The 20,962-nt window shown below is 37.6% G+C and carries 23 protein-coding genes; 5 read left to right on the forward strand and 18 right to left on the reverse strand.

The annotated features are described in order from the left end of the window. The first annotated feature begins 39 nt into the window (after positions 1-39). The gene (locus BK585_RS19850) at positions 40-657 is read left to right on the forward strand and encodes a YhcN/YlaJ family sporulation lipoprotein (RefSeq protein ID WP_170885657.1); all 618 of its coding nucleotides are present in this window, start codon (positions 40-42) and stop codon (positions 655-657) included. Positions 658-814: 157 nt separating this feature from the next. Here the strand turns inward: BK585_RS19850 and lipA are convergent, their stop codons facing one another. Further along, entirely contained in the window at positions 815-1,717 is a 903-nt protein-coding gene (gene lipA, locus BK585_RS19855) for a lipoyl synthase (protein WP_078555659.1), read from the reverse strand. 160 nt (positions 1,718-1,877) lie between these two features. Between lipA and BK585_RS19860 the strand changes: the two genes are divergently transcribed. Continuing rightward, on the forward strand, positions 1,878-2,879 hold the full coding sequence (locus BK585_RS19860) for a M23 family metallopeptidase (RefSeq protein ID WP_078555660.1): 1,002 nt from the start codon (positions 1,878-1,880) through the stop codon (positions 2,877-2,879). A 64-nt stretch (positions 2,880-2,943) separates the two neighbouring features. Here the strand turns inward: BK585_RS19860 and yunB are convergent, their stop codons facing one another. The 10 genes from yunB to BK585_RS19910 form a co-directional block, all read right to left on the reverse strand. Next, the gene (yunB, locus tag BK585_RS19865) at positions 2,944-3,762 is read right to left on the reverse strand and encodes a sporulation protein YunB (protein WP_245805874.1); all 819 of its coding nucleotides are present in this window, start codon (positions 3,760-3,762) and stop codon (positions 2,944-2,946) included. A gap of 64 nt (positions 3,763-3,826) precedes the next feature. After that, positions 3,827-4,315, reverse strand: coding sequence for a dihydrofolate reductase (locus tag BK585_RS19870; protein ID WP_078555661.1), 489 nt, complete (start codon positions 4,313-4,315; stop codon positions 3,827-3,829). A gap of 18 nt (positions 4,316-4,333) precedes the next feature. Then, positions 4,334-5,290 (reverse strand): thymidylate synthase, encoded by a 957-nt coding sequence (locus BK585_RS19875; protein ID WP_078555662.1) that lies wholly within the window; start codon positions 5,288-5,290, stop codon positions 4,334-4,336. A gap of 96 nt (positions 5,291-5,386) precedes the next feature. Next, on the reverse strand, positions 5,387-6,007 hold the full coding sequence (locus BK585_RS19880; protein ID WP_078555663.1) for a hypothetical protein: 621 nt from the start codon (positions 6,005-6,007) through the stop codon (positions 5,387-5,389). A 180-nt stretch (positions 6,008-6,187) separates the two neighbouring features. Beyond that, positions 6,188-7,291 carry an HD-GYP domain-containing protein gene (locus BK585_RS19885; RefSeq protein ID WP_078555664.1) on the reverse strand — a complete coding sequence of 368 codons (1,104 nt, stop codon included), beginning with the start codon at positions 7,289-7,291 and terminating at the stop codon, positions 6,188-6,190. A 137-nt stretch (positions 7,292-7,428) separates the two neighbouring features. Next, a complete protein-coding gene (locus BK585_RS19890; RefSeq protein WP_170885658.1) occupies positions 7,429-7,737 on the reverse strand; it encodes a YunC family protein in 309 nt (102 codons plus the stop codon). 89 nt (positions 7,738-7,826) lie between these two features. After that, positions 7,827-9,215, reverse strand: coding sequence for a bifunctional metallophosphatase/5'-nucleotidase (locus BK585_RS19895; protein WP_170885659.1), 1,389 nt, complete (start codon positions 9,213-9,215; stop codon positions 7,827-7,829). Between the two features lie 15 nt (positions 9,216-9,230). Then, a complete protein-coding gene (locus tag BK585_RS19900; RefSeq protein ID WP_078555667.1) occupies positions 9,231-9,992 on the reverse strand; it encodes a sulfite exporter TauE/SafE family protein in 762 nt (253 codons plus the stop codon). Between the two features lie 4 nt (positions 9,993-9,996). Next, the gene (locus BK585_RS19905; protein WP_078555668.1) at positions 9,997-10,854 is read right to left on the reverse strand and encodes a DUF72 domain-containing protein; all 858 of its coding nucleotides are present in this window, start codon (positions 10,852-10,854) and stop codon (positions 9,997-9,999) included. Between the two features lie 56 nt (positions 10,855-10,910). Continuing rightward, complete coding sequence (locus BK585_RS19910; protein WP_078555669.1) at positions 10,911-11,261, reverse strand: DUF3221 domain-containing protein; 351 nt, start codon at positions 11,259-11,261, stop codon at positions 10,911-10,913. A 159-nt stretch (positions 11,262-11,420) separates the two neighbouring features. On the opposite strand from BK585_RS19910, the gene BK585_RS19915 reads away from it, so the two are divergent. From BK585_RS19915 to BK585_RS24665, 3 genes are read left to right on the forward strand one after another with little or no spacing between them, the layout of a single operon-like run. After that, positions 11,421-11,819, forward strand: coding sequence for a GyrI-like domain-containing protein (locus BK585_RS19915; RefSeq protein ID WP_078555670.1), 399 nt, complete (start codon positions 11,421-11,423; stop codon positions 11,817-11,819). Between the two features lie 14 nt (positions 11,820-11,833). Further along, positions 11,834-12,406: a uridine kinase family protein gene (locus tag BK585_RS19920; RefSeq protein ID WP_078555671.1), complete on the forward strand. Its 573-nt coding sequence runs from the start codon at positions 11,834-11,836 to the stop codon at positions 12,404-12,406. A 50-nt stretch (positions 12,407-12,456) separates the two neighbouring features. Further along, positions 12,457-12,591: a hypothetical protein gene (locus tag BK585_RS24665; protein ID WP_281248934.1), complete on the forward strand. Its 135-nt coding sequence runs from the start codon at positions 12,457-12,459 to the stop codon at positions 12,589-12,591. A gap of 55 nt (positions 12,592-12,646) precedes the next feature. Here the strand turns inward: BK585_RS24665 and BK585_RS19925 are convergent, their stop codons facing one another. From BK585_RS19925 to sufC, 7 genes are all read right to left on the reverse strand, one after another. Next, a complete protein-coding gene (locus tag BK585_RS19925; protein ID WP_078555672.1) occupies positions 12,647-13,192 on the reverse strand; it encodes a cupin domain-containing protein in 546 nt (181 codons plus the stop codon). Positions 13,193-13,468: 276 nt separating this feature from the next. Then, positions 13,469-14,740 (reverse strand): ATP-binding protein, encoded by a 1,272-nt coding sequence (locus BK585_RS19930; protein WP_078555673.1) that lies wholly within the window; start codon positions 14,738-14,740, stop codon positions 13,469-13,471. Positions 14,741-15,134: 394 nt separating this feature from the next. Beyond that, entirely contained in the window at positions 15,135-16,532 is a 1,398-nt protein-coding gene (gene sufB / locus BK585_RS19935; protein ID WP_078555674.1) for a Fe-S cluster assembly protein SufB, read from the reverse strand. Positions 16,533-16,556: 24 nt separating this feature from the next. Beyond that, positions 16,557-17,000 (reverse strand): Fe-S cluster assembly sulfur transfer protein SufU, encoded by a 444-nt coding sequence (sufU, locus tag BK585_RS19940; RefSeq protein ID WP_078555675.1) that lies wholly within the window; start codon positions 16,998-17,000, stop codon positions 16,557-16,559. After that, positions 16,987-18,210, reverse strand: a complete 1,224-nt coding sequence (locus BK585_RS19945) for a cysteine desulfurase (RefSeq protein ID WP_078555676.1) — start codon at positions 18,208-18,210, stop codon at positions 16,987-16,989. The genes sufU and BK585_RS19945 overlap by 14 nt, the downstream gene beginning before the upstream one ends. Further along, entirely contained in the window at positions 18,210-19,520 is a 1,311-nt protein-coding gene (gene sufD, locus BK585_RS19950; RefSeq protein ID WP_078555677.1) for a Fe-S cluster assembly protein SufD, read from the reverse strand. The genes BK585_RS19945 and sufD overlap by 1 nt, the downstream gene beginning before the upstream one ends. A 20-nt stretch (positions 19,521-19,540) precedes the next feature. Further along, a complete protein-coding gene (sufC, locus tag BK585_RS19955; RefSeq protein ID WP_078555678.1) occupies positions 19,541-20,320 on the reverse strand; it encodes a Fe-S cluster assembly ATPase SufC in 780 nt (259 codons plus the stop codon). Positions 20,321-20,962: the final 642 nt, after the last annotated feature.

Here is a 20,962-nt window from a genome sequence, read left to right on the forward strand (position 1 = left end):
ATTTCAGGTCAATCTATGCATAAGAGGGGAGGATTCTACATGAAAAAAGCGTTATTAACTGGTTTATGTGTTTCATGTTTACTTGCAACCGGGTGTCAAGCCATTGGTCAAAACAGTTCCCCACTAACAGAAGGTCGAAATACGACTTACAATCCTACTGGTGGAACAAACAGCATCATCCAAGTAGACCAAGCAAACCAGACATCTGAAGAACGAACTAAGTTTGGTTATGTACGTCATCAAAAAGCTATGACACAACAACAAGGTCGTGAGCCAGAAGCCGCTTATTTCGACCGTACTCTTTTAGCTGATGCGATAAGTAAAATGGCTGTATATATCCCTGGTGTAGAGGATTGTGCCACATTGGTAACCGATAAATACGCCCTTATCGTATATGACGGAAATCAAAATGTCGAAAACTATAATCAAACAGAACAAGTATATTTAACAGCCGCTTCCGTACTACCACGACATTATGATGTGTACATTTCCGACAACCCAGAAATGTTCGAAAACATTGAACGTTTTGGTGCGTTAGGTTCTCATTCACCTAATGTCGATAAAGTACTCGAAGCAACAATTAATGGGATGATAAATGGTGATGGAGGAGAAATGAACGAGCCACTTCCAGAAAACTCACCACAACCAATGATGTAAAAGTAAAGTGAGGCTGGGACTAACTAAATCACTGCAATGACTTCACTCGCCATAAAGCCAGTTGTGAGAATACACTCACAACTGGCTTTTTAAGAAAGTGACGGTTCGGTTTCGCTCATGGTTTTAGCTATACAACCTTTATTCCACCCTGTTTTCTTTACTGCGCTTCTCTAGCTGCTTCTCGAACTTGAGCTTCATTTACTTGTTCATCTGCATGATAAGATGAACGAACCAATGGACCTGATTCACAGTGACTAAATCCTTTTTCAAGAGCCATTTCTTTAAACTCATTAAATTCCTCTGGCCGATAATATGAAATAACCTTTAAGTGTTTTTTCGTTGGCTGTAGGTACTGTCCAATCGTCATAATATCAACGCCATTGGCGCGAAGATCATCCATTGTTTCAATGATTTCCTCTTTTGTCTCTCCAAGTCCAATCATTAAACTCGATTTCGTTGGAATGTCTGGATGAAGCTCTTTTGCTCTTCTTAAAAACTCTAACGAACGCTCGTACGTAGCACGGGCTCGTACAGAAGGCGTAAGTCGTCTGACCGTCTCAATATTATGGTTTAAAATGTTAGGTCGTGCTGCCATCAACGTTTTTAAATTATCGATGTTTCCCATCATATCAGAAGGAAGAACTTCAATCGTTGTAAACGGATTTTTCCTACGAACCGCTTTGACCGTCTCCGCGAATACATGCGCGCCGCCATCTTTTAAATCATCACGGGCAACTGCGGTAATTACGACATGCTTTAAGCCCATCGCTTCAACAGAGTCAGCCACTCTTTCTGGCTCTTGTAAGTCCAGTTCAGTCGGTAAGCCTGTTTTTACAGCACAGAATCTGCAGGCTCTTGTGCAGACAGAACCTAAAATCATAAAAGTAGCCGTTTTACGAACAGCCCAGCACTCGTGAATATTAGGACATTTCGCTTCTTCACAAACGGTATTTAACTTTTGTTCTCTCATCATTTTCTTTAAGCCAGTATATGAATCATTTGTATTTAACTTTATTTTTAACCAATCCGGTTTACGTACATAATCTTCTTTCTTAGCCATTTTGTTCACTCCAATTTCCATCAATACTATTAATGTAACATTTTTTTAAAGTAAATTCCAAATAACTATCTTAAATTGCCATCAATTTACTATGATTATTTTGGACGAATTAAACAAAACTACAACTATTGATAATGTCAGAAAGGAGCATCGCATCGTTATGAAAAAGAGTGCAATATTCCTTTTAGTCTTTGTCCTTTTCATTACGTCTACAGGCTCGGTTACGTTGGCTGCAGAGGAATTGAGCTATGAGGAAAGAATCGAAAAGAGAATGGATTTATATAAAAGCATGGAAGTTGTTACGAATATTCCATGGTATTATCTAGCTGCGGTTGATACGTATGAAAGAGGTTTACGAAAAGCATTAAGAGACAGACCAAAAGAACCAGGTCTAATCGGAATTTATTACTCCAAAGACACTTGGTGTGGCGCCATAAACCCTAACCAAGAAGATACGGATCCGATTACGATTGGGTTATTTGGGGGCATTGGACTTGATGGCAATGGTGACGGCATAGCCAGTCTCGAGGATGATGAAGATGTTCTTTATACTATGGCTAGGTATTTAGAAAGCTACGGATTCGATAAAGAAAACATCAGAATTGGGTTATGGGAGCATTATCACAGAGAACAAACGGTTAATATTATCATGGGGCATGCAAAGGTATATGAGAAATTTGAAACCCTTAACGTCGATAATAACGTATTCCCTGTACCATTAAATTATAACTATAGCTACCGAAGTACATGGGGAGACCGTCGTGGCTGGGGTGGACGAAGAATTCATGAAGGAACAGATATCTTTGCTGGGTATCATACTCCTGTAAGAGCTACTTCATACGGTGTTATTGAAATCAAAGGTTGGAATAAGTATGGGGGTTGGAGAGTTGGTATCCGTGACATGGATAACGTCTACCATTATTACGCTCACCTTTCTGGGTTTGAAAAAGGGGTAGAAGTCGGTGAAGTCGTTGAACCTGGACAAGTTATCGGCTATGTCGGAAGCTCCGGTTACGGAAAACCAGGAACTCAAGGGAAATTCCCACCACATTTACACTACGGAATGTACCGCGATAACGGTCTTACCGAATGGTCATTTGACCCATATCCATCCCTTCGTTCATGGGAGAAAAAAGAAAGAGCGGCGAAGCGTAGAAGGTAATAATTTGCAAGAGGGTGAGACAAAAGGTTGTTTTTACCTTTTGTCCCATCCTCTATTCATTTTATCACTCTTCTTGCTCTTGTCCTCTGTCTTGCTCAACTGCTTCTATAAGGTCGGATTGATTTATAATTGCTGGTGTAAATCCTTCGCCTCCAACATTGTAATACTCAGGTACTCTTCCACTGACAAAAACAATTCCAATTGGAACGGATGTAGAAACAACTTCTGCATCTGTCGCAAACGGAATGACTACTTGAACATCGACTGCGATATCCAAATAAAGTGTAATCGTTGTATTGTTAATTCCTGTTGGTTGTACATCAAGTGAAATATCAGGCATGACATCGCCAATCATCGTAAACTTTACAGGAACTAAAGGTCCTAGATGAGCTAATAAGGCATTGTCTGTTGCCTGACCTAACGGAATTGAATAAACAATCCCATCTTGATGTGCCATATTCTCATTAAAATCTATTTCTACATTATCCGGAATTCCCGTAAGCTCCTCTAATCGGCCTTCTTCTACCATTTTCAAAAACCGCTGTACCCTGTTAGTTGCTTGGGCTAATACCCTTGTATAAATAGTAGGGTTATAAACAACTCCTGTAATATACCCTTCTGCATCCGTATCAATATGAACTAATTCATTTACATCGATTCCTTCTACAATATGCTTATTTAAGGCATCATTAATTGCATATGTACCTATTTTTTGCGTTTCATTTTTTGCAATTGTAATTAAGGTTGGCCGTATCCCTTTTTCAACTATCCATAACCCTTGTACGGTTAATATAATAAAAATAACAAAAGAAATTAAAAACATATACCGAAACGGGAGAGGCCCTTTTTTTGATGTTGGTCGTGGTTTTTTAATTTTTAGCACAGAAAAACCCCCCTTTACCTTAAAGTTATGCAAAGAGGGGACGAGATTGACCTGCTATTTTAAATTATTTTCTATCATACACCCGGAAATAATAGTCATATACATTTTTTTCATCTTTAATGCCTTTTTCTTCAGAGACTAATTCCCACTTCTCTTGGTCAATTTCAGGGAAATATGTGTCTCCTTCTACTTCCTCATCAATAAAGGTAATGTACAATTTATCGACATTGTCCATTAATTCTTTAAAAATGGCTGCGCCACCGATAACAAACAACTCTTCTTGTTCACGTTGCTTAGCCAAGGAGAGAAACTCCTCAATTGAATGGAGAACGGTACATCCTTCCATTGTAAACTCTGAATTTCTCGTAATTACTATATTTTCTCGATTTGGCAAGGGCTTTCCAATCGAGTCAAACGTTTTTCTTCCCATTACGATAGCGTGGCCTGTTGTCACCTTTTTAAAATAAGCTAAGTCGGCAGGAAGTCTCCAAGGCAAGTCATTGTCTTTTCCTATTACATTGTTTTTATCCATTGCTACGATAAATGAAATCAAATCAAAATCCTCCTTTAGCTACACTGCAACCGGTGCTTTTATTGCAGGATGAGGTTCATACCCCTCTATCTTAATATCTTCAAGCTCAAAATCGAACACTGACGTTTTTTCCATATTTAAAGTAATCGTCGGGAATGGCTTTGGCTCTCTTGCCAGCTGTGTTTCAATTTGCTCGATATGATTTGTATAAATATGGGCATCTCCAAGCGTGTGAACGAAATCTCCCACACCTAAACCACACTCATGAGCAATTAAATGCGTAAGCAATGCATAACTCGCAATATTAAAAGGAATTCCTAGGAAAATGTCAGCACTTCTTTGATATAACTGACACGACAATTTACCGTCAATCACATAAAACTGGAAAAGCGTATGACAAGGTGGCAATGCCATCGTCGGCACATCCTCCGGGTTCCAGGCAGAGACAATGAGTCTTCTAGAATCAGGATTTGCTTTAATCGTATCAATTACATCCTGAAGTTGATCAAGCGTTTCTCCGGCCGTTGTCTTCCACGCTCTCCACTGCTTCCCATATACATTTCCTAATTCACCATACGTGGCAGCAAAAAGCTCGTCCTCTAAAATATTCTTTTTAAACTGGTCCATTTGCTTTTCATATTCGAGACGGAACTCTTCATCTTGGGTAGCGCGCAGACCAAAATTAGTCATGTCAGGTCCCTTGTAATCATTGCTCTCTACCCACTTCTTAAAAGCCCACTCATTCCAAATGTTATTATTATGCTGCAACAGGTATTTTATATTGGTATCCCCTTTGATAAACCAAAGAAGTTCACTAGCTACTAACTTAAAGGGAATTCGTTTCGTTGTTAGCAACGGAAACCCTTCATTTAAGTCAAAACGCATTTGATACCCAAATGTTGAGATGGTACCAGTACCCGTTCTATCTTCTTTTTTTGTTCCATTATTCATCACATGCTTACATAAATCTAAATAGGCTTGTTCACCATGCTTCACTTTTTCTCCTCCTACGTCACGAGAGATTCATTATTGTATTTTATCATTCCTTGTATAATTATTAAATAGGCAACCCTTTTCTTCCCTTATTTGCGATCATTCTTCCAACTTATACACTTTACCTTGTGCAAAAATATATTTGTTTACTTCTTCATCTACTATGGAATAAACAGTTGTTCCTTCGGGTACAAAGGTAGCTTCTCCATCTTTTAACTGATACTGTGGATTGTCTTCTTGCTCACTATTTGTAACTGTAAAACTGATTTCACCCAGTTCATTATGTATATGTTGTTCAGTAATCAAAGCTGTTTGTTCCCTATCGTAATAATATGTTTTTTTGTCCCAAGAAATAGCATCTACCCAATCCACATGAACTCTCTCTACTTCACCTTTATAAACGACATGATTAACAGAAATCTTTTCATCGATGTCTTCGCCTTTTATAGAGTAGACTTCTAATGTAATTTCACCATTATGGATTTGGATAAACTGTTTATTGTCATTATCATCACTTTCAACTACTTGAAAATGTATTTCTCCTACCTTTTCTCCTATATTTTCTTTTGGCACTTCTACTTCTACTGGGTCTTCTTTATCGAGACCATATGTCTTCCCATTCCAATAAAAATAACTCAAATCTATTTCATGTTCACTCTTAGGAGAACAACCCGTTAACAGAAAAGTAACAATAATTAATGCAAATAATTTTCTCCTCATACTTTCTTCTCCTTTGGGGTTTAAGGTAATCCCCACCAAAATATTTACATATCCATAAAAAATAAGAGGCTGGGACAAAACTAGCTAAAACATCTGCACTGGCTTCACTCGCCACAAAGCCCGTTGTGAGAAACCCACTCACAACGGGCTTTAAAAGATAGTAGCGGTTTCGCTCATTGCTTAGATTAAAATTGGCTTTGCCGTAAGATTTTTACCGCATTGAACAATGGTTACATTCATTTGTTCGACTAAATTAATATCATATGGCGTTACCTTTTTTCCATTTTCGGCATAGACTCTCACAACAGGCCTTGCCGTTACTTCTTTGTTTTGTTTAATAACAACTGCTTTTCTCCCATCGCTTAATGTAACAGATAATCCAATAGGATAAATAGCAATCACATCTCTAAACGCCTCTACAATTTCTATATCAAAATGTGTACCAATCCCGCTATATAACAACTCAAGTCCCTCTTGAGGTAACATTCCTTTTCGATAAGAACGGTTTGTTGTTACGGCGTCAAACACATCACAAACGGCAATGATTTTTGCGTAAGGATGAATCTCCGTTCGACCAAATGGATAACCCGACCCATCTAACCTCTCATGATGTTGCAAGGCACAATGAGCAGTCATTAATGACATCCCTGGTATATCTTTTATCATTTCATAACCGAATACGGTGTGATCTTTAATTTCTTTATACTCTAAGTCTGTCAGGCCACTTTCTTTATTTAACACAGAAAGCGGGATTTGTACTTTACCTATATCATGTAAAATAGCTCCCAAGCCAATTTCATACAATTGTCTTTCTGTAAAACCTAATTGAATCGCTAATCCAAGCGTATAAATCGTTACATTTAATGAGTGTGTAAAAATGTAAGAATCGTGAAGAACAACATTGGTTATCATTGACAACGCATTTTTATTTTTCGATATATCCTCTAAAATCATTTTAATAATTACGGAAAAATTTTTATCGAGATATTCATTGTTCAAGCGACCCGATAAACTTTTAGAGTCAGTCACCTGATGAAACTCTTTTTTAATGGCTTCTAATGCTGTTTTCCTTGTATGCTTATGTATTCCCTCGTGACTAGATGTTATGTCTGCCGTTAGGCTATCATGTATGTTTATGTATGCTACACCAAGTTCACAAAGTCGTTCTATCATTCTACTTGTTAACAAAACACCTTCGTGGAGTAAGATATCATCATTGTTGTTATAGATTGTTTTCGCTAAAAGTGAGCCTTCTTTAACTAACCTCGTCTCGATTAATCTCATGCAGTTTCATCCTATCCCTCGTATGATGATAATGCTTTCTCCTTTTTATAGCAACAATTGTTAGTAAAATTATACTTTATTCCACACAAAGAAACCACCATAATTTGTGAATGATGGTGGTTTCTTTCACATATAAACTAAAGCATTTTTAACAATGCATCTTTACCCTTCATACCGACTGTTACCCCAAGAGCTTCTGCTTCTTTTGTAATTGATTCTAACGGAGCTTCAAGCAACTGGTCTATTGTACGGACACCAAGAGCTCTACCTGCTACAATTTTACGTTCGACTAACGCTTTATTTTCATTGAAAAGTGCTACATCAAGTGCGCCGCACATAATGTACCCTTTTTCACTTGTGACGGCCATAAAATTCGTTTTGGGAAGTTTTAACGTAACTGCAATAAACGATTTACCTTCAATCGTAATCGGTGTCATTTCTAGCATCAATACTTCACTCCTTTTTAGACTGATATCCTCCTTCTTTACTACATTATGAAAGAGAGCTAAAAAGAGTGCATAGGTTGGTCTATCACCTATTCTTGAGCGAGTTTCCAAGTTATAAGGTCCCTCAATAACTCGGGCATAAAATAAGTCACCTGTTTGGCCTTTGTGATCGACGGATAAAGTCTTCCAAACGTGAACATGTCTAAAGTAGCAATTTTGTAGATTTGGTTCTTTTGTATAGGCTCACCTAAAATCGTAATTGCTTCAATCTGTTTTTCTCCAATTGGGCTTGGGTTGATTTTCACTTCTATCCCTGAATACACCATTTTCCCAATCACTTTTCCACGGAACCCTAACCCTTTTAGGTGTAGTTGTTCAATTTCAGTCGTACTTGCTTTTTCAATCGCTTCTTGTAAAAATCGACCTTCAATCTCAACAGTACACGGGTTAATCGGATGTGGACAAAGACTATGAATCATTTTTCTTGTGACTTCCCCTTCAGGCACATCCCCTAACAATACTCCTGCATTAACCATACTAATATCCGTTTTACACCACTCCTTAAGCAATTCTGCAAGAAAAAGCGGTCCAGCAGATTCTTCGTACCACTTTGTCGTTAACGATGTATGTAACGTGGCTATAGGAGTTTCAAGCCACTTTTTAGTTTCTCGTTCAAGAGTGGCTAATAATTGTTCTGTATCCTCAGAACGGTCATGATTGCGAATGTCTACTACGCTGGCCTCTATTCCTTTGATCTTCTTATTTTCTTCGTCGATGGTAAGAGCAACCTTTCCGACATGATGACAGAGCTTACCCGCTTGGCAAATTAACGTATTTTTCACTTTCATCCCGGTAGGCAAAAGGTTATGTGTATGAGCACCTAAGATCAAATCAATGCCATCTATCTTCTCTACTAACTCTTGGTCCTTATCTAGTCCAAGATGAGATAGAAGAACAACAACATCGGCTTCCTGCTTTACGTCTTTCAATATCGAAGGTAGCAATTCAAAAGGGTCTTCAATTTTCCAGTCTAGCGTTTCATAAAGTGGATAGTATGGAATGGTAACTCCGATAAATGCTACTTTTACACCAGCCATTTCATCGATTCGATAAGACTTTACCCACTCGGGTCTTTCTCCGTTCATTGTTTTTAAATTCGCTAATAACACATCGAACTGCCGGTCTTCATAAAGACAGTCAAGCTGCTCTCTTGAGAATGTAATTCCTTCATTATTTCCTATTGTTACAGCATCTACTTTACTTTGATTAAGAAGTCGAACATTCGCTTTTCCTTCTGTCGCTTCAGTAATCGGGTGACAACGGTCCGAATGGTCGCCTATATCAAAGTATAGATAATCTTCGTTATCCAACTGATGTTTTTCTCGTTGCTTTTCAATATACGCAGTGACATTAGGCCAGTACGTAAATTCACTATGTAGGTCATTCGTGTGGTAAATGTAACTTTTTTTATAGGACATGTTCTCGCTCTCCATCTATATGATTAAACGCAAACCAATTACACACAAAAAAATACGTAGCATGATGACAAGCGTTTTATTCTTTAATTTTTTATTAATGAAAGCCCCTAGTTTCCCCCCAGCCCATGCTCCTGGAATGAGAACACACGCATACAGCCAATGAACATTTCCTAGCATCAAGTGAGAGATTGAACCAACTAATGATGTAAAAATAATCATAAACATCGAGGTAGCCACAGCTGCATGGGGTGAAAAGTGAAACAATAATATCATGGCCGGCACCATTATCGTTCCTCCACCAATTCCAAATAACCCCGAAAATGTTCCAACAACAAAAGAAATCAATACAGCCACTATCCAGTTGACACGGGGCGCGCTCGTTTGTGCATTCTCACTATTTTTCCTAGGTAGTAAAAAGAGAAACGAAATTCCAATGATAAATAAACCAAAATAGGTTAAAAAGGAATCAACATCTATCGTTTTGTTTAACGTAACACCATACAAGACCCCGGGTATCATTCCGCATAAAAAGAATACACTGTTTTTAAAATCAACTTGCTTTTGCTTAATATATGAGATAGTTGCCGATAACCCTGTAAAAATCATAATGAACAATGATGTTCCGACAGCAATCTGAGGGGTGATCCCAGATAAAATGAGAAGTTTACTTTGAAGAAGTAGTAGTGCTGGGACAACAATAATTCCCCCACCAAGACCCATGATACTTCCTATTGTTCCTGCCAGTAAGCCAACGAGTAATAATAGAATCCATTCCATAGCGTTAGTTCAAATCATCAAACAAAGAGATTTGACGTGGTGCTAATGGAAGTGGTTCGTGACCTAATAAACGCTCCAACTCTTTTGCATTCTGAGCGGCATCTCCACCTGAGTTATTGTTAAACAACACGTAAATCTCCTTCGTCTTTTCGTTTAGTTTTTCTAAGTGACTAACCCATTCGCTCAATTCGTCTTTTGAGTAGCGATACAAATAGCGGACATCTCTCCAGCTCCCATCACCAGGGGCAACCCATCCTTTATCATTTCTACCATGAAACCGAATTAAGGTTTTGTCGGAATCAGTGGGTTCCAAAACAGTTGGTACGGATCCAAGTCCTGCTTGCGGTTCGTCACATATACTATGGATCCATTGCTCCTCTTTCATAAAATCCAAGGTTTGTTCTTTAAACGAAGGAGTAAACCATGACTGATGACGAAACTCGAGGGCGACTGGCAACCCTTCTAGCCTAGTTTTACAGTCACGAAGCTTTGCGACATTTTCTTTTTTACAATCAAACCATGGTGGAAACTGACATAACACCATCGCTAATCTTCCTGCCTCTACTAACGGATGTATCGACTCTTTAAATGCCGAAAACATCTCTCTTTGGTCAATAAAAGGAGACTTTCCTCTTAAATGACCTGTCATTCCTTGATAAGCTTTCACAATAAATTGAAAGGACTCGGGAGTATCCCGAATCCACTTTTGATAATTTCGAGTCGGTTGTACAGCATAAAAGGAAGAATCAACTTCAACGATAGAAAAGTGCTTACTGTATTCGTTCAATTTATCTGAAGCTGCTAACCCATGCGGGTATAAATCATCATGGTCGCCCCAGCCTGTTAAGCCTATCCTTATCATTTGAATTCTCCTTTACCATTTGTTAGCTATATTATATCAGCACAACCAGTCTACGTTCAATTTGTAACTTTTATTTTTAGCGCAGTCACTTGTGGAGGATAGCTTTCCATCACCGGCGCCTCTTTCTCAACCCATACTAGCACCTTTTGACCTTTGCTTAAATCCACGATCGAAAAAGTATCATTGGTCTCGTTTGTAATTGCTGTATTGTCATCTGTATGAAAAACAAACTCTGGGGAGTCATATACTTCCGATTTTCCTTCAACATGAATAGAACTCCCTGATACAATCGTAATTTCTCCTGTATAAAATGGACTTGCCTCATCCACTTCAGCACCTTGCGTGTTACAACCTATGAGAGTCAATAAAAGCAGTGATAAGATTACACCATGTATACTTTTTTTCATATGTCATTACCTCCTTTATCATATGAGACGTCTCCTACTTGCAAAAAGATTCAAGTAGCCTCTGTACTATTTCAACAAAAATCAAAAGGAAAAAGAAGGAAAATAAGATAGTTGAAAGAATTATAACTTAAATACATTTAGCTTGGAGTGATAACACGGATGAAACTAACAATTATCAATAGCGTGCGCACAAATAATTTTAACGATAATCTAGTGATGCAAAAAATTACTGGATTATGGGAGGATGCTTATAAGCGAATAACTACTCCTGATTCAATTATTTATGGAGTCTATCATAATTATGAGAGCAATTATCAAGGTGATTACACGTTAAGTATAGCGATAGAAGATAGCAAGGACGAACCTTCAATAGAAATTCCGGACTCCGCAAAATATAAAATATTTAACGTGGACACAAAAGATGAACAGGGGATTATAAACACATGGAAAGAAATATGGAACCTTGAACAATCGGGTACATTGAAAAGAGCTTACTCTTTTGATTTTGAGAAGTATTATCCCACTGGAAAAATTGAGATTTACATAGCTATTTCTTGACGAGGAGATACCCTATGAAAAAAGACCACTGCATTGTCATTGGAATTTCAGGTGGTTCTGGAAGTGGGAAAACCACTTTTTCAAATCATTTAGCAAAAAGTCTACATTCATTTAACGTTAAAACTCTATCCTCGGACGATTACTTTAAAGAAGTAAAGCCGATAGTAACGGCCCCATATAACGGAAGGCAATACGCTGATTATGACCATCCAACTTCCATTGATATTGAAATATTACACCGAGATATCACTCAGGTAGTTTTATCTAAGCTGTTTGATGTCGTGATTATTGAAGGGTTAATGGTTTTGTATTTTAAGGAAGTCAGAGAGAAACTTGATTTGAAGATATTTGTGGATTGCCCATCAGATGAGAGATTAGTGAGGAGAGTAAAAAGAGATATACACGAGGAAACCTTTGAAGAAATATCCTCAGAATACCTTGATCTTGTAAGGCATCGTCATAACGAGTTTGTAGAGCCTTTAAAATGGTATGCCGATGTTATCATCAATGGCTCAAACACCTCACATAATTCAATAGATGTAGTTCGTGAATGGGTACTATCGTCCTTTAATAAAAAGAAGTTATAGTGAGGATATCAAGAATTCAATTATGTTAATGGAGAAAAGGGGCTACTCATTTGGAATTTGTCGTAGTAATCGGAGTTGTTGTAATAGCCATTACTTGTCTTTCTATTGATGGAAATCTAAGAAAAAACAACCAACAAAACAAAGAAATCATTGCGTTATTAAAATCAAAAATTGAAAACCATTAAGAGGATGGGGAAAAAGGTTCAGTATAACCTTTTGTCCCACCCTCTTTCACATTTTTTAGTAGTTCCTTTCTTCCGCGGCCATAGCGATCTGTTTTGTTTGATGAACAGTGCCATACGGATGTTCAGGTGGCGCGTAGATAGAGTAGAGCTTTAATGGTATATTCCCCGTATTCGTTAAGTTATGCCACTTTCCAGCAGGCACAAAAATAGCCGTATTTTCAAAGGCGTTCTGCTGAAAATCTAACCTCTCTTTACTGTCCCCCATCTGAACTAATCCTTGCCCTTCTTCTATACGAAGAAATTGGTCAAGGTGCGGATGTACTTCTAACCCAATATCCTCCCCAACACCAATACTCATTAAAGTCAGTTGTAAATGAGTTCCTGTCCATAGCGCCGTCCGGAACGTATTATTTGCCTTTGTTACCTTCTTCATATCAATAACAAATGGCCGTGAGCCATAATCGCTCGACTGACTGTTTCGATAATAATAGGGATTCTGATTATTCCAGTTGTTATAAGATGCCTGCTGGTTAGTCCAGTTTGCGCTTTGAGCATTCAAAGGTTGATACCCCTGATACTGGTAGCCCTGTTGATGGTACATTTCTTTTCTCCTCCAAAGTCTATTTATGTTCCTATATATCCTATGCAGATGACTATGTTTAGGAAAATAAATTTAGTAAATATGGGCATATTTATTACACCATCATAAACAATAACTCGTTGGAAGCTATCATCATTCTTGATATTTTTATATACATTCTTTTAAAGTATAATTCTAAGAAATGTATTAGGATTCACCCCTTCAAACTTCTCTCTATTCATAAGTTCCAAATTTGTTACCTTTCCTTATATTAACTACAAACTTGCAAAATAGAAGTTAACGTACACTAGGAAATTTAATTTCAAATTTGGTTCCTTCGTCTATCTTACTAGTAACCTTCAGTTTACCGTTCATAATGTCAATAATTTTTATTACTGCCATCATTCCAAGACCTGTCCCTTCTCTACCTTTAGTAGTATAAAAAGGTTCTCCAATTCTCTGAAGTTGTTCATCCGTCATTCCTTTGCCATTATCAGCAATTTCAATAACAGTATCACCATTAATTTTTCCAACTCGTATATCAAGCTCCCCACCGTTAGGCATTGCCTCAATGCAATTCTTTGTAATATTTAATAAGCATTGTTGTAAAAGCAGCAAGTCTCCTTTTATGTAACATAAATCGACTTTAGATTGTAAATTCACACAATTCATATTTGCAAGAGGAGTTATAACATTTAGAGAATGCTCTACTACCTCCTTTATGTTTATATTTTGATGTTCTTGATGTGCTGGCTTTGCAAAAGTTAAATAATTTTCTATGATATCATTTGCCCTATCTATCTCTTGCAGAGATAAATCAATATAAAACCTTGTTTTATCTTCTTTCAAACCATTTTGATTTATCATTTGCAGAAAACCTTTCACAACAGTTAGAGGATTTCGTACTTCGTGAGATATACTTGAAGCCAGATGACTGACAATCTCTAACTTTTCAGCATTAATTATACGATTATTAACATATGCTGTTTCTCTTATCATTTCATAAAAATAAAAAATAAAAAAAGTACTGATAAAATGAATGGAATAAAAAGTAAGTACTAGTTTAAAATCATCAGTAATGATTAAATGATTGAATAGCAAACCTCTTATCAATAAGACTGATGTACTAATACACAAAGAAATACTACAGGCAATTACTATTCTTTTTTCTTTTGAAGCCTTTTCGAATGAATTTGAAATAAGTAATAACAAAAATAATATTCCTAGAATTGCAATTACTGATGCATAAAATCCACTTCCTAATCCGCTACTTAAATAGAATCGAAGGAATATAAAAATAGAAACTAGTAAAACACTTGCCATTTTACCTAGATATAATCCACCAAATACTATTGCAACAGTTCGTAAATCCATTAATATTTCATCTCGTATTGTAAATGGGAATAACATACAACTTATTACTGCTATTAGGACAGAAATAAATTTGATACCCTTTTTTTGACTAGTAGATAAATTATTAAAATTAGTTTCTATTAAGTGAGGAATAAATAGTAAAAAAACAACTAAAAAAAGCATGTTTAACAATAAAGCTTCTAAGTAATTTTCCACACTTAACCTCCTAGGTAATATATATTTACTTTATAATATTAACTGTTACTATACTCGATTAAAATAAAAATTACGACAAAAAACTCAATAAATATAGTAAATATTATTATTGAGAAGACCACCTTGCTTATTGAGATACAGTACTACTTTTAGTACATGACCTGTGATGCTTCACATTAGTAAACTCTGTTAGATAAATCTTTAACCATCAAATAAGGTATTTGCTTTTTGAAGATCTTTTTTTGCGTTTGGTGGATCAAAAAAGAAGACGAACTGCAATAGTTCGCCTCCTACTCTTAAAGATAAAAATAAATGTGGCACGATATCCGCATGCCTTATATTTTTTCACTTTTTATAAATTGTCAAACTCATAGTATTTAAAGGGTTTTTCTTATTAACCGATAGAACCTTCCATCTCGAACTTGATTAAACGGTTCATCTCAACCGCATATTCCATTGGAAGTTCTTTTGTAAATGGCTCAATGAATCCCATTACGATCATTTCAGTTGCTTCTTCTTCTGAAAGTCCACGGCTCATAAGATAGAACAATTGGTCTTCAGAAACTTTAGAAACTGTCGCTTCATGCTCAAGCGTGATGTTGTTATTTAAAATTTCATTGTATGGAATTGTATCAGACGTCGATTCATTATCCATAATTAACGTATCACACTCAATTTTAGCTTTTGATCCTTGTGATTTACGGCCAAAGTGAGAAATACCACGGTATGTTACTTTACCGCCTTGCTTTGAAATTGACTTCGAGATGATAGTGGAAGAACAGTTTGGTGCAAGGTGATGAATTTTCGCACCTGCATCTTGATGTTGGCCTTTACCAGCAATCGCAATCGAAAGAACCGTTCCTTTTGCGCCTTCACCTTTCAAGATAACAGCAGGGTATTTCATCGTAAGCTTCGAACCGATGTTACCATCAACCCATTCCATTGTCCCATGGTCGTACGCAACCGCACGTTTTGTTACAAGGTTAAAGATGTTTGGTGCCCAGTTTTGAATTGTTGTATAACGGCAATACGCGTTTTTCTTAACAACGATTTCAACAACTGCACTATGAAGTGAGTTTGTTGAATAAACTGGAGCCGTACAACCTTCTACATAGTGTACATGGCTATCGTCATCAGCAATAATTAGCGTACGCTCGAATTGACCCATGTTTTCAGAGTTAATACGGAAATAAGCTTGTAAAGGAGTTTCAGATTTAACGCCTTTTGGTACGTAAATAAATGAACCACCAGACCATACTGCTGAGTTTAATGCTGCAAACTTGTTATCAGATGGAGGAATTACTGTACCGAAGTACTCTTTAAAGATTTCCTCATGATCACGGAGAGCCGTGTCTGTATCTTCAAAAATAATCCCTAAATCTTTAAGGTCATCACGCATGTTGTGATAGACAACTTCAGACTCATATTGCGCAGATACCCCAGCAAGATACTTTTGTTCTGCTTCTGGAATTCCAAGCTTATCAAACGTATTTTTAATTTCCTCAGGAACTTCATCCCAAGATTTCTCTGATCTCTCTGATGGCTTTACATAATACGTAATGTCATCAAAGTTTAAATCTGCTAAGTTACCGCCCCATTGAGGCATTGGCATTTTATAAAATTGTTCAAGAGATTTCAAACGAAAATCAAGCATCCACTCAGGTTCACTTTTCATTTTTGAAATTTCTTCTACGATCTCTTTCGTTAACCCTTTTTTCGAACGGAAAATCGAAACGTCTTTGTCTTTAAATCCGTATTTATATTCCCCGATATCAGGCATTTTCTTTGCCATGTTGAAACCCTCCTTTAAATTGTACTACTCGTCTTGGCTTTCGAGGCCTTTTTGCATGGCTTTCCACGCCAATGTCGCGCATTTTATCCGTGCTGGAAATTTTGCAACACCTTGTAACGCCTCGATATCACCTAAGTCAAATGTCGAATCATCATAATCTTTCCCAAGCATCATATCAGAAAAGATGTCGGCCATCGTTAAAGCTTCTTTCACTTCAAGTCCTTTTACAGCTTGAGTCATCATGGAAGCGGAAGCCATACTAATCGAACAACCTTCTCCAACAAATTTAGCACCTGAGATTTTTCCGTCCTCAACCTTCATTTGTAACTGGATACGGTCACCGCATGTCGGATTATTCATGTTTACTGTTAATGAATCACCCTCAAACTCTCCCTTATTTCTTGGGTTTTTATAATGATCCATTATGACTTGTCGGTACAGTGTGTCGAGATTATTACCTAAAGACATCGCCAAAATACTCCTTTGTTTTTAATAAACCAGTAACGAGGGTGTCGATTTCCTCTTTTGTGTTATATAAATAAAAGCTAGCGCGAGCAGTCGCTGTGACATTTAACCACTTCATTAATGGTTGCGCACAATGATGCCCAGCTCGAACCGCTATTCCTTCAGCATCTAACACCGTTGCTACATCATGTGGATGAACATCATCAATATTAAACGTAACAAGTCCTGCGCGTTTTTTCGGCCCAAAAATCGTTAAGCCTTCGATTTCAGACATTCTCTCCATAGCATATTCAGCAAGTTCATGTTCATGAGCTAATACTTCATCTAAGCCAATTTCAGTTAAAAAGTCTATAGCTGCCCCTAGCCCAATCGCGCCTGCAATAATTGGTGTACCACCTTCAAACTTCCAAGGCAGCTCTTTCCATGTTGATTCTTGTAGTCCTACAAAATCAATCATTTCTCCACCAAACTCAATCGGCTCCATGTTCTGAAGTAATTCTTTTTTGCCATAAAGAGCACCAATTCCAGTTGGTCCACCCATTTTATGACCAGAGAAAGCAAAGAAATCGCAATCTAAGTCTTGCACATCAACCTTCATGTGCGGTGTACTTTGAGCTCCATCAACAACCATAACAGCACCATGTTTATGAGCAACCGCAGCAATTTCTTTAATTGGATTAATCGCCCCAAGTACATTTGACACTTGCATCACAGAGACAATCTTTGTGTTATTTGTAATTGTAGCTTCTACATCAGATAAAGCAATGGAACCATCTTCCTGAAGAGGAATATACTTCAGTGTAGCTCCTGTTGCTTTAGCTACTTGTTGCCATGGGATAATATTACTGTGATGTTCCATCGGAGTAATAATAATCTCATCGCCCTCTTTAACAGTAGCACGTCCATAACTCGATGCAACTAGGTTAAGTGCGGTTGTCGTTCCTCGAGTAAACACGATTTCTTCAGTAGACTTGGCATTGATAAAAGCACGAACTTTTTCACGCGCTCCTTCATACCCGTCTGTCGCTAGCGTTCCAAGTGTATGCACCCCACGGTGTACATTTGAATTATAACGACGATAGTAATCATCAAGTGCCTCAATCACTTTCAAAGGTTTTTGTGATGTTGCGGCACTATCTAAATAAACAAGAGGTCGACCATTTACTTCTTGGTCAAGTATCGGAAAATGTTTACGAACCTCTTTTACATTCATTACTTAACTTTCCTTTCAATCACTTCACGTAAACGGTCTTTAACAGACTCAATTGGAAGTTGATTTACAACTGGGGCCAAGAACCCATGAATGATTAAGCGCTCCGCTTCAATTTTTGGAATACCTCGACTCATTAAGTAGTACATTTGTAGAGGATCAATTCTCCCTACTGAAGCTGCATGACCTGCTGTTACATCATCTTCATCGATGAGAAGGATCGGATTTGCATCACCACGTGCTTTTTCACTTAACATTAAGACACGCTCTGTTTGCTCACCATTAGACTTCGTCGCACCATGCTCAATTTTTGTAATACCATTAAAAATTGTGCTGGCTTCATCACGCATAACACCATGCTTTAAAATATACCCTTCAGAGTTTTTACCGTGATGGAATATTTGAGTCGTGAAGTTTTGTTTTTGTGTTCCAGTTCCAATGGTAACGGTTTTGGTATCCGCCCATGAACCATCACCAATGAGGTGAGTGGTGTTATCTGAAACCGTGTTTCCATCATTCATTTGACCAAGTGCCCATTCTACTCTAGCATCTCGACCAACATGAGCACGGCGAACAACATATGTTGTCACTCCGTTAGCTAAGTTATCTACGCCACCAAAGGATACTTTTGCACCAGCTCCTGCATATACTTCAGCAACTAGGTTGGCAACTCCAGCAGTATCTTTAGTAAAGGATACGTAGTTTTCTAAATAAGTGACTGTACTATTATCTTCAGCCACGATAATCACATGATTAAACATTCCACTATTTGCTTGGCCTAACCAATAAATCGCTTGTAGCGGAACAGTCACCTCAGTGTTTTTAGGAACGTAGATAAATACTCCACCGTTCACTAATGCACCATGAAGTGCCGTTAACTTGTTTTCACTTGGTTGAACAGCATCCTTCATGAAATACTTTTCAACTAAATCACTATGGTCACGCACAGCAGTCGCAATATCAGTAAAGATAACTCCCTTTTCTTGAAGTTCCTTACTTACTTTTTCAAAAACAACCGTTGCGTCTTTTAAAATAAATAGATTTTGCTCATCGCTTTCTTCACCAATTAAGGCTTGAACTTCTTCGTGTAGTTCAGAAACAGAACCAACGAGTTCTTTTCCACCTTGTTGGTGTTCGAATGTTGTGAAATTCCATTTATCAATTTTTGTTTTGTCCGGTTTTGGTAACTCTGTATTTTCAATCGCCTCTAAAGCCGAAAGTCGCAGGTTCAATAACCATTCAGGTTCACCGCGGCCTTTAGAGAACTCTTTAATGTAATCTTGATCGAATGTTAATTTGGTTTGCACTGACATTCATACCCCTCCTTGCCGCGTTATGCTTGAACTTTTTCGTCTTCGATTCCTAGCTCTTCTTTAATCCAGTCATACCCTTGAGCTTCTAGTTTCTCTGCTAGTTCTGCTCCACCTGATTTTACGATACGTCCTTGCATCATTACATGAACTTTATCAGGAGTAATGTAATCTAGTAAACGCTGATAGTGAGTAATGATTAAACAGCCGAACTCTTCTCCGCGCATTGCATTTACACCTTTTGAAACGACTTTAAGAGCATCAATATCTAAACCTGAATCAATTTCATCAAGGATTGCAATTTTTGGCTCAAGCATCATTAGCTGAAGAATTTCGTTACGCTTTTTCTCTCCACCAGAGAAGCCTTCGTTTAAATAACGTTGTGCGAACTCTTGGTTCATTTCAAGCGTATCCATCTTTTTATCTAGCTCACGAATGAATTTCATTAACGAGATTTCATCGCCTTCTTCTTTTTTTGCATTAATCGCTGAACGTAGGAAATCTGCGTTTGTAATTCCACTAATTTCACTTGGATATTGCATAGCAAGGAATAAACCTGCTTGTGCACGCTCGTCTACTTCCATTTCAAGTAAATTTTCACCGTTGAATTCAACAGTTCCAGCTGTTACTTCATATTTTGGATGACCCATTAACGCAGAAGCTAACGTTGATTTACCTGTTCCGTTTGGCCCCATGATTGCGTGAATTTCTCCACCTTTTACTTCAAGGCTAAAATCTTTTAGAATTTCTTTCCCCTCAATTGCTACACTAAGGTTTTCAATCTTTAAATATGGTACTGACATTGTGACACCCTCCATTTTTTTATCAAATTCGTGCAGTATCTATTTCGCACTTTACATATTTTAGTTATTCTCAATCTATTCTCATTACAATCTTAAACTATTTCCAATCTTAGTTCAAGGTTTGTGACTCGATTAACACACTTACGAAAGGAATATGTATAAAAAGTCACTATTTATAAACGAGTTGACGCATAACATATGTAGTTTCTTCTATCTTTACTAGCCTTATGCAATGGATGATTTTGCTTCTTATAAAACTAACTTTCGTACTCTTTTGCATATACCATTTTTGATTTTCTTTCGCTTTCGTCAGCTTATGAATGACTACGTACTCGGGTTCATGCTTCTTTCGGTCGTTCATAAGTGCTATGAACGACATTTGGCAATCGCTTTAGCTTCCTCAGGGCGTTCATCCAGGTTATGAACGACATTTGGCAATCCCTTTAGCTTCCTCAGGGCGTTCATCCAGGTTATGAACGACCTTTGACACTCGTTTCAGCTTCCTTTGGGCGTTCATTCGCGCTATGAACGACTTTTAATACTCGTTTCAGCTTCCTTTGGGCGTTCATTCAACCGATGAACGACCTTACCACCTTGCTTCAGCTTTCTCAGGGCGTTCATTCGCACTATGAACGACCTTTG

The sequence above is a fragment of the Bacillus alkalicellulosilyticus genome (genome assembly GCF_002019795.1).
Lineage (GTDB): Bacteria > Bacillota > Bacilli > Bacillales > Bacillaceae_F > Bacillus_AO > Bacillus_AO alkalicellulosilyticum.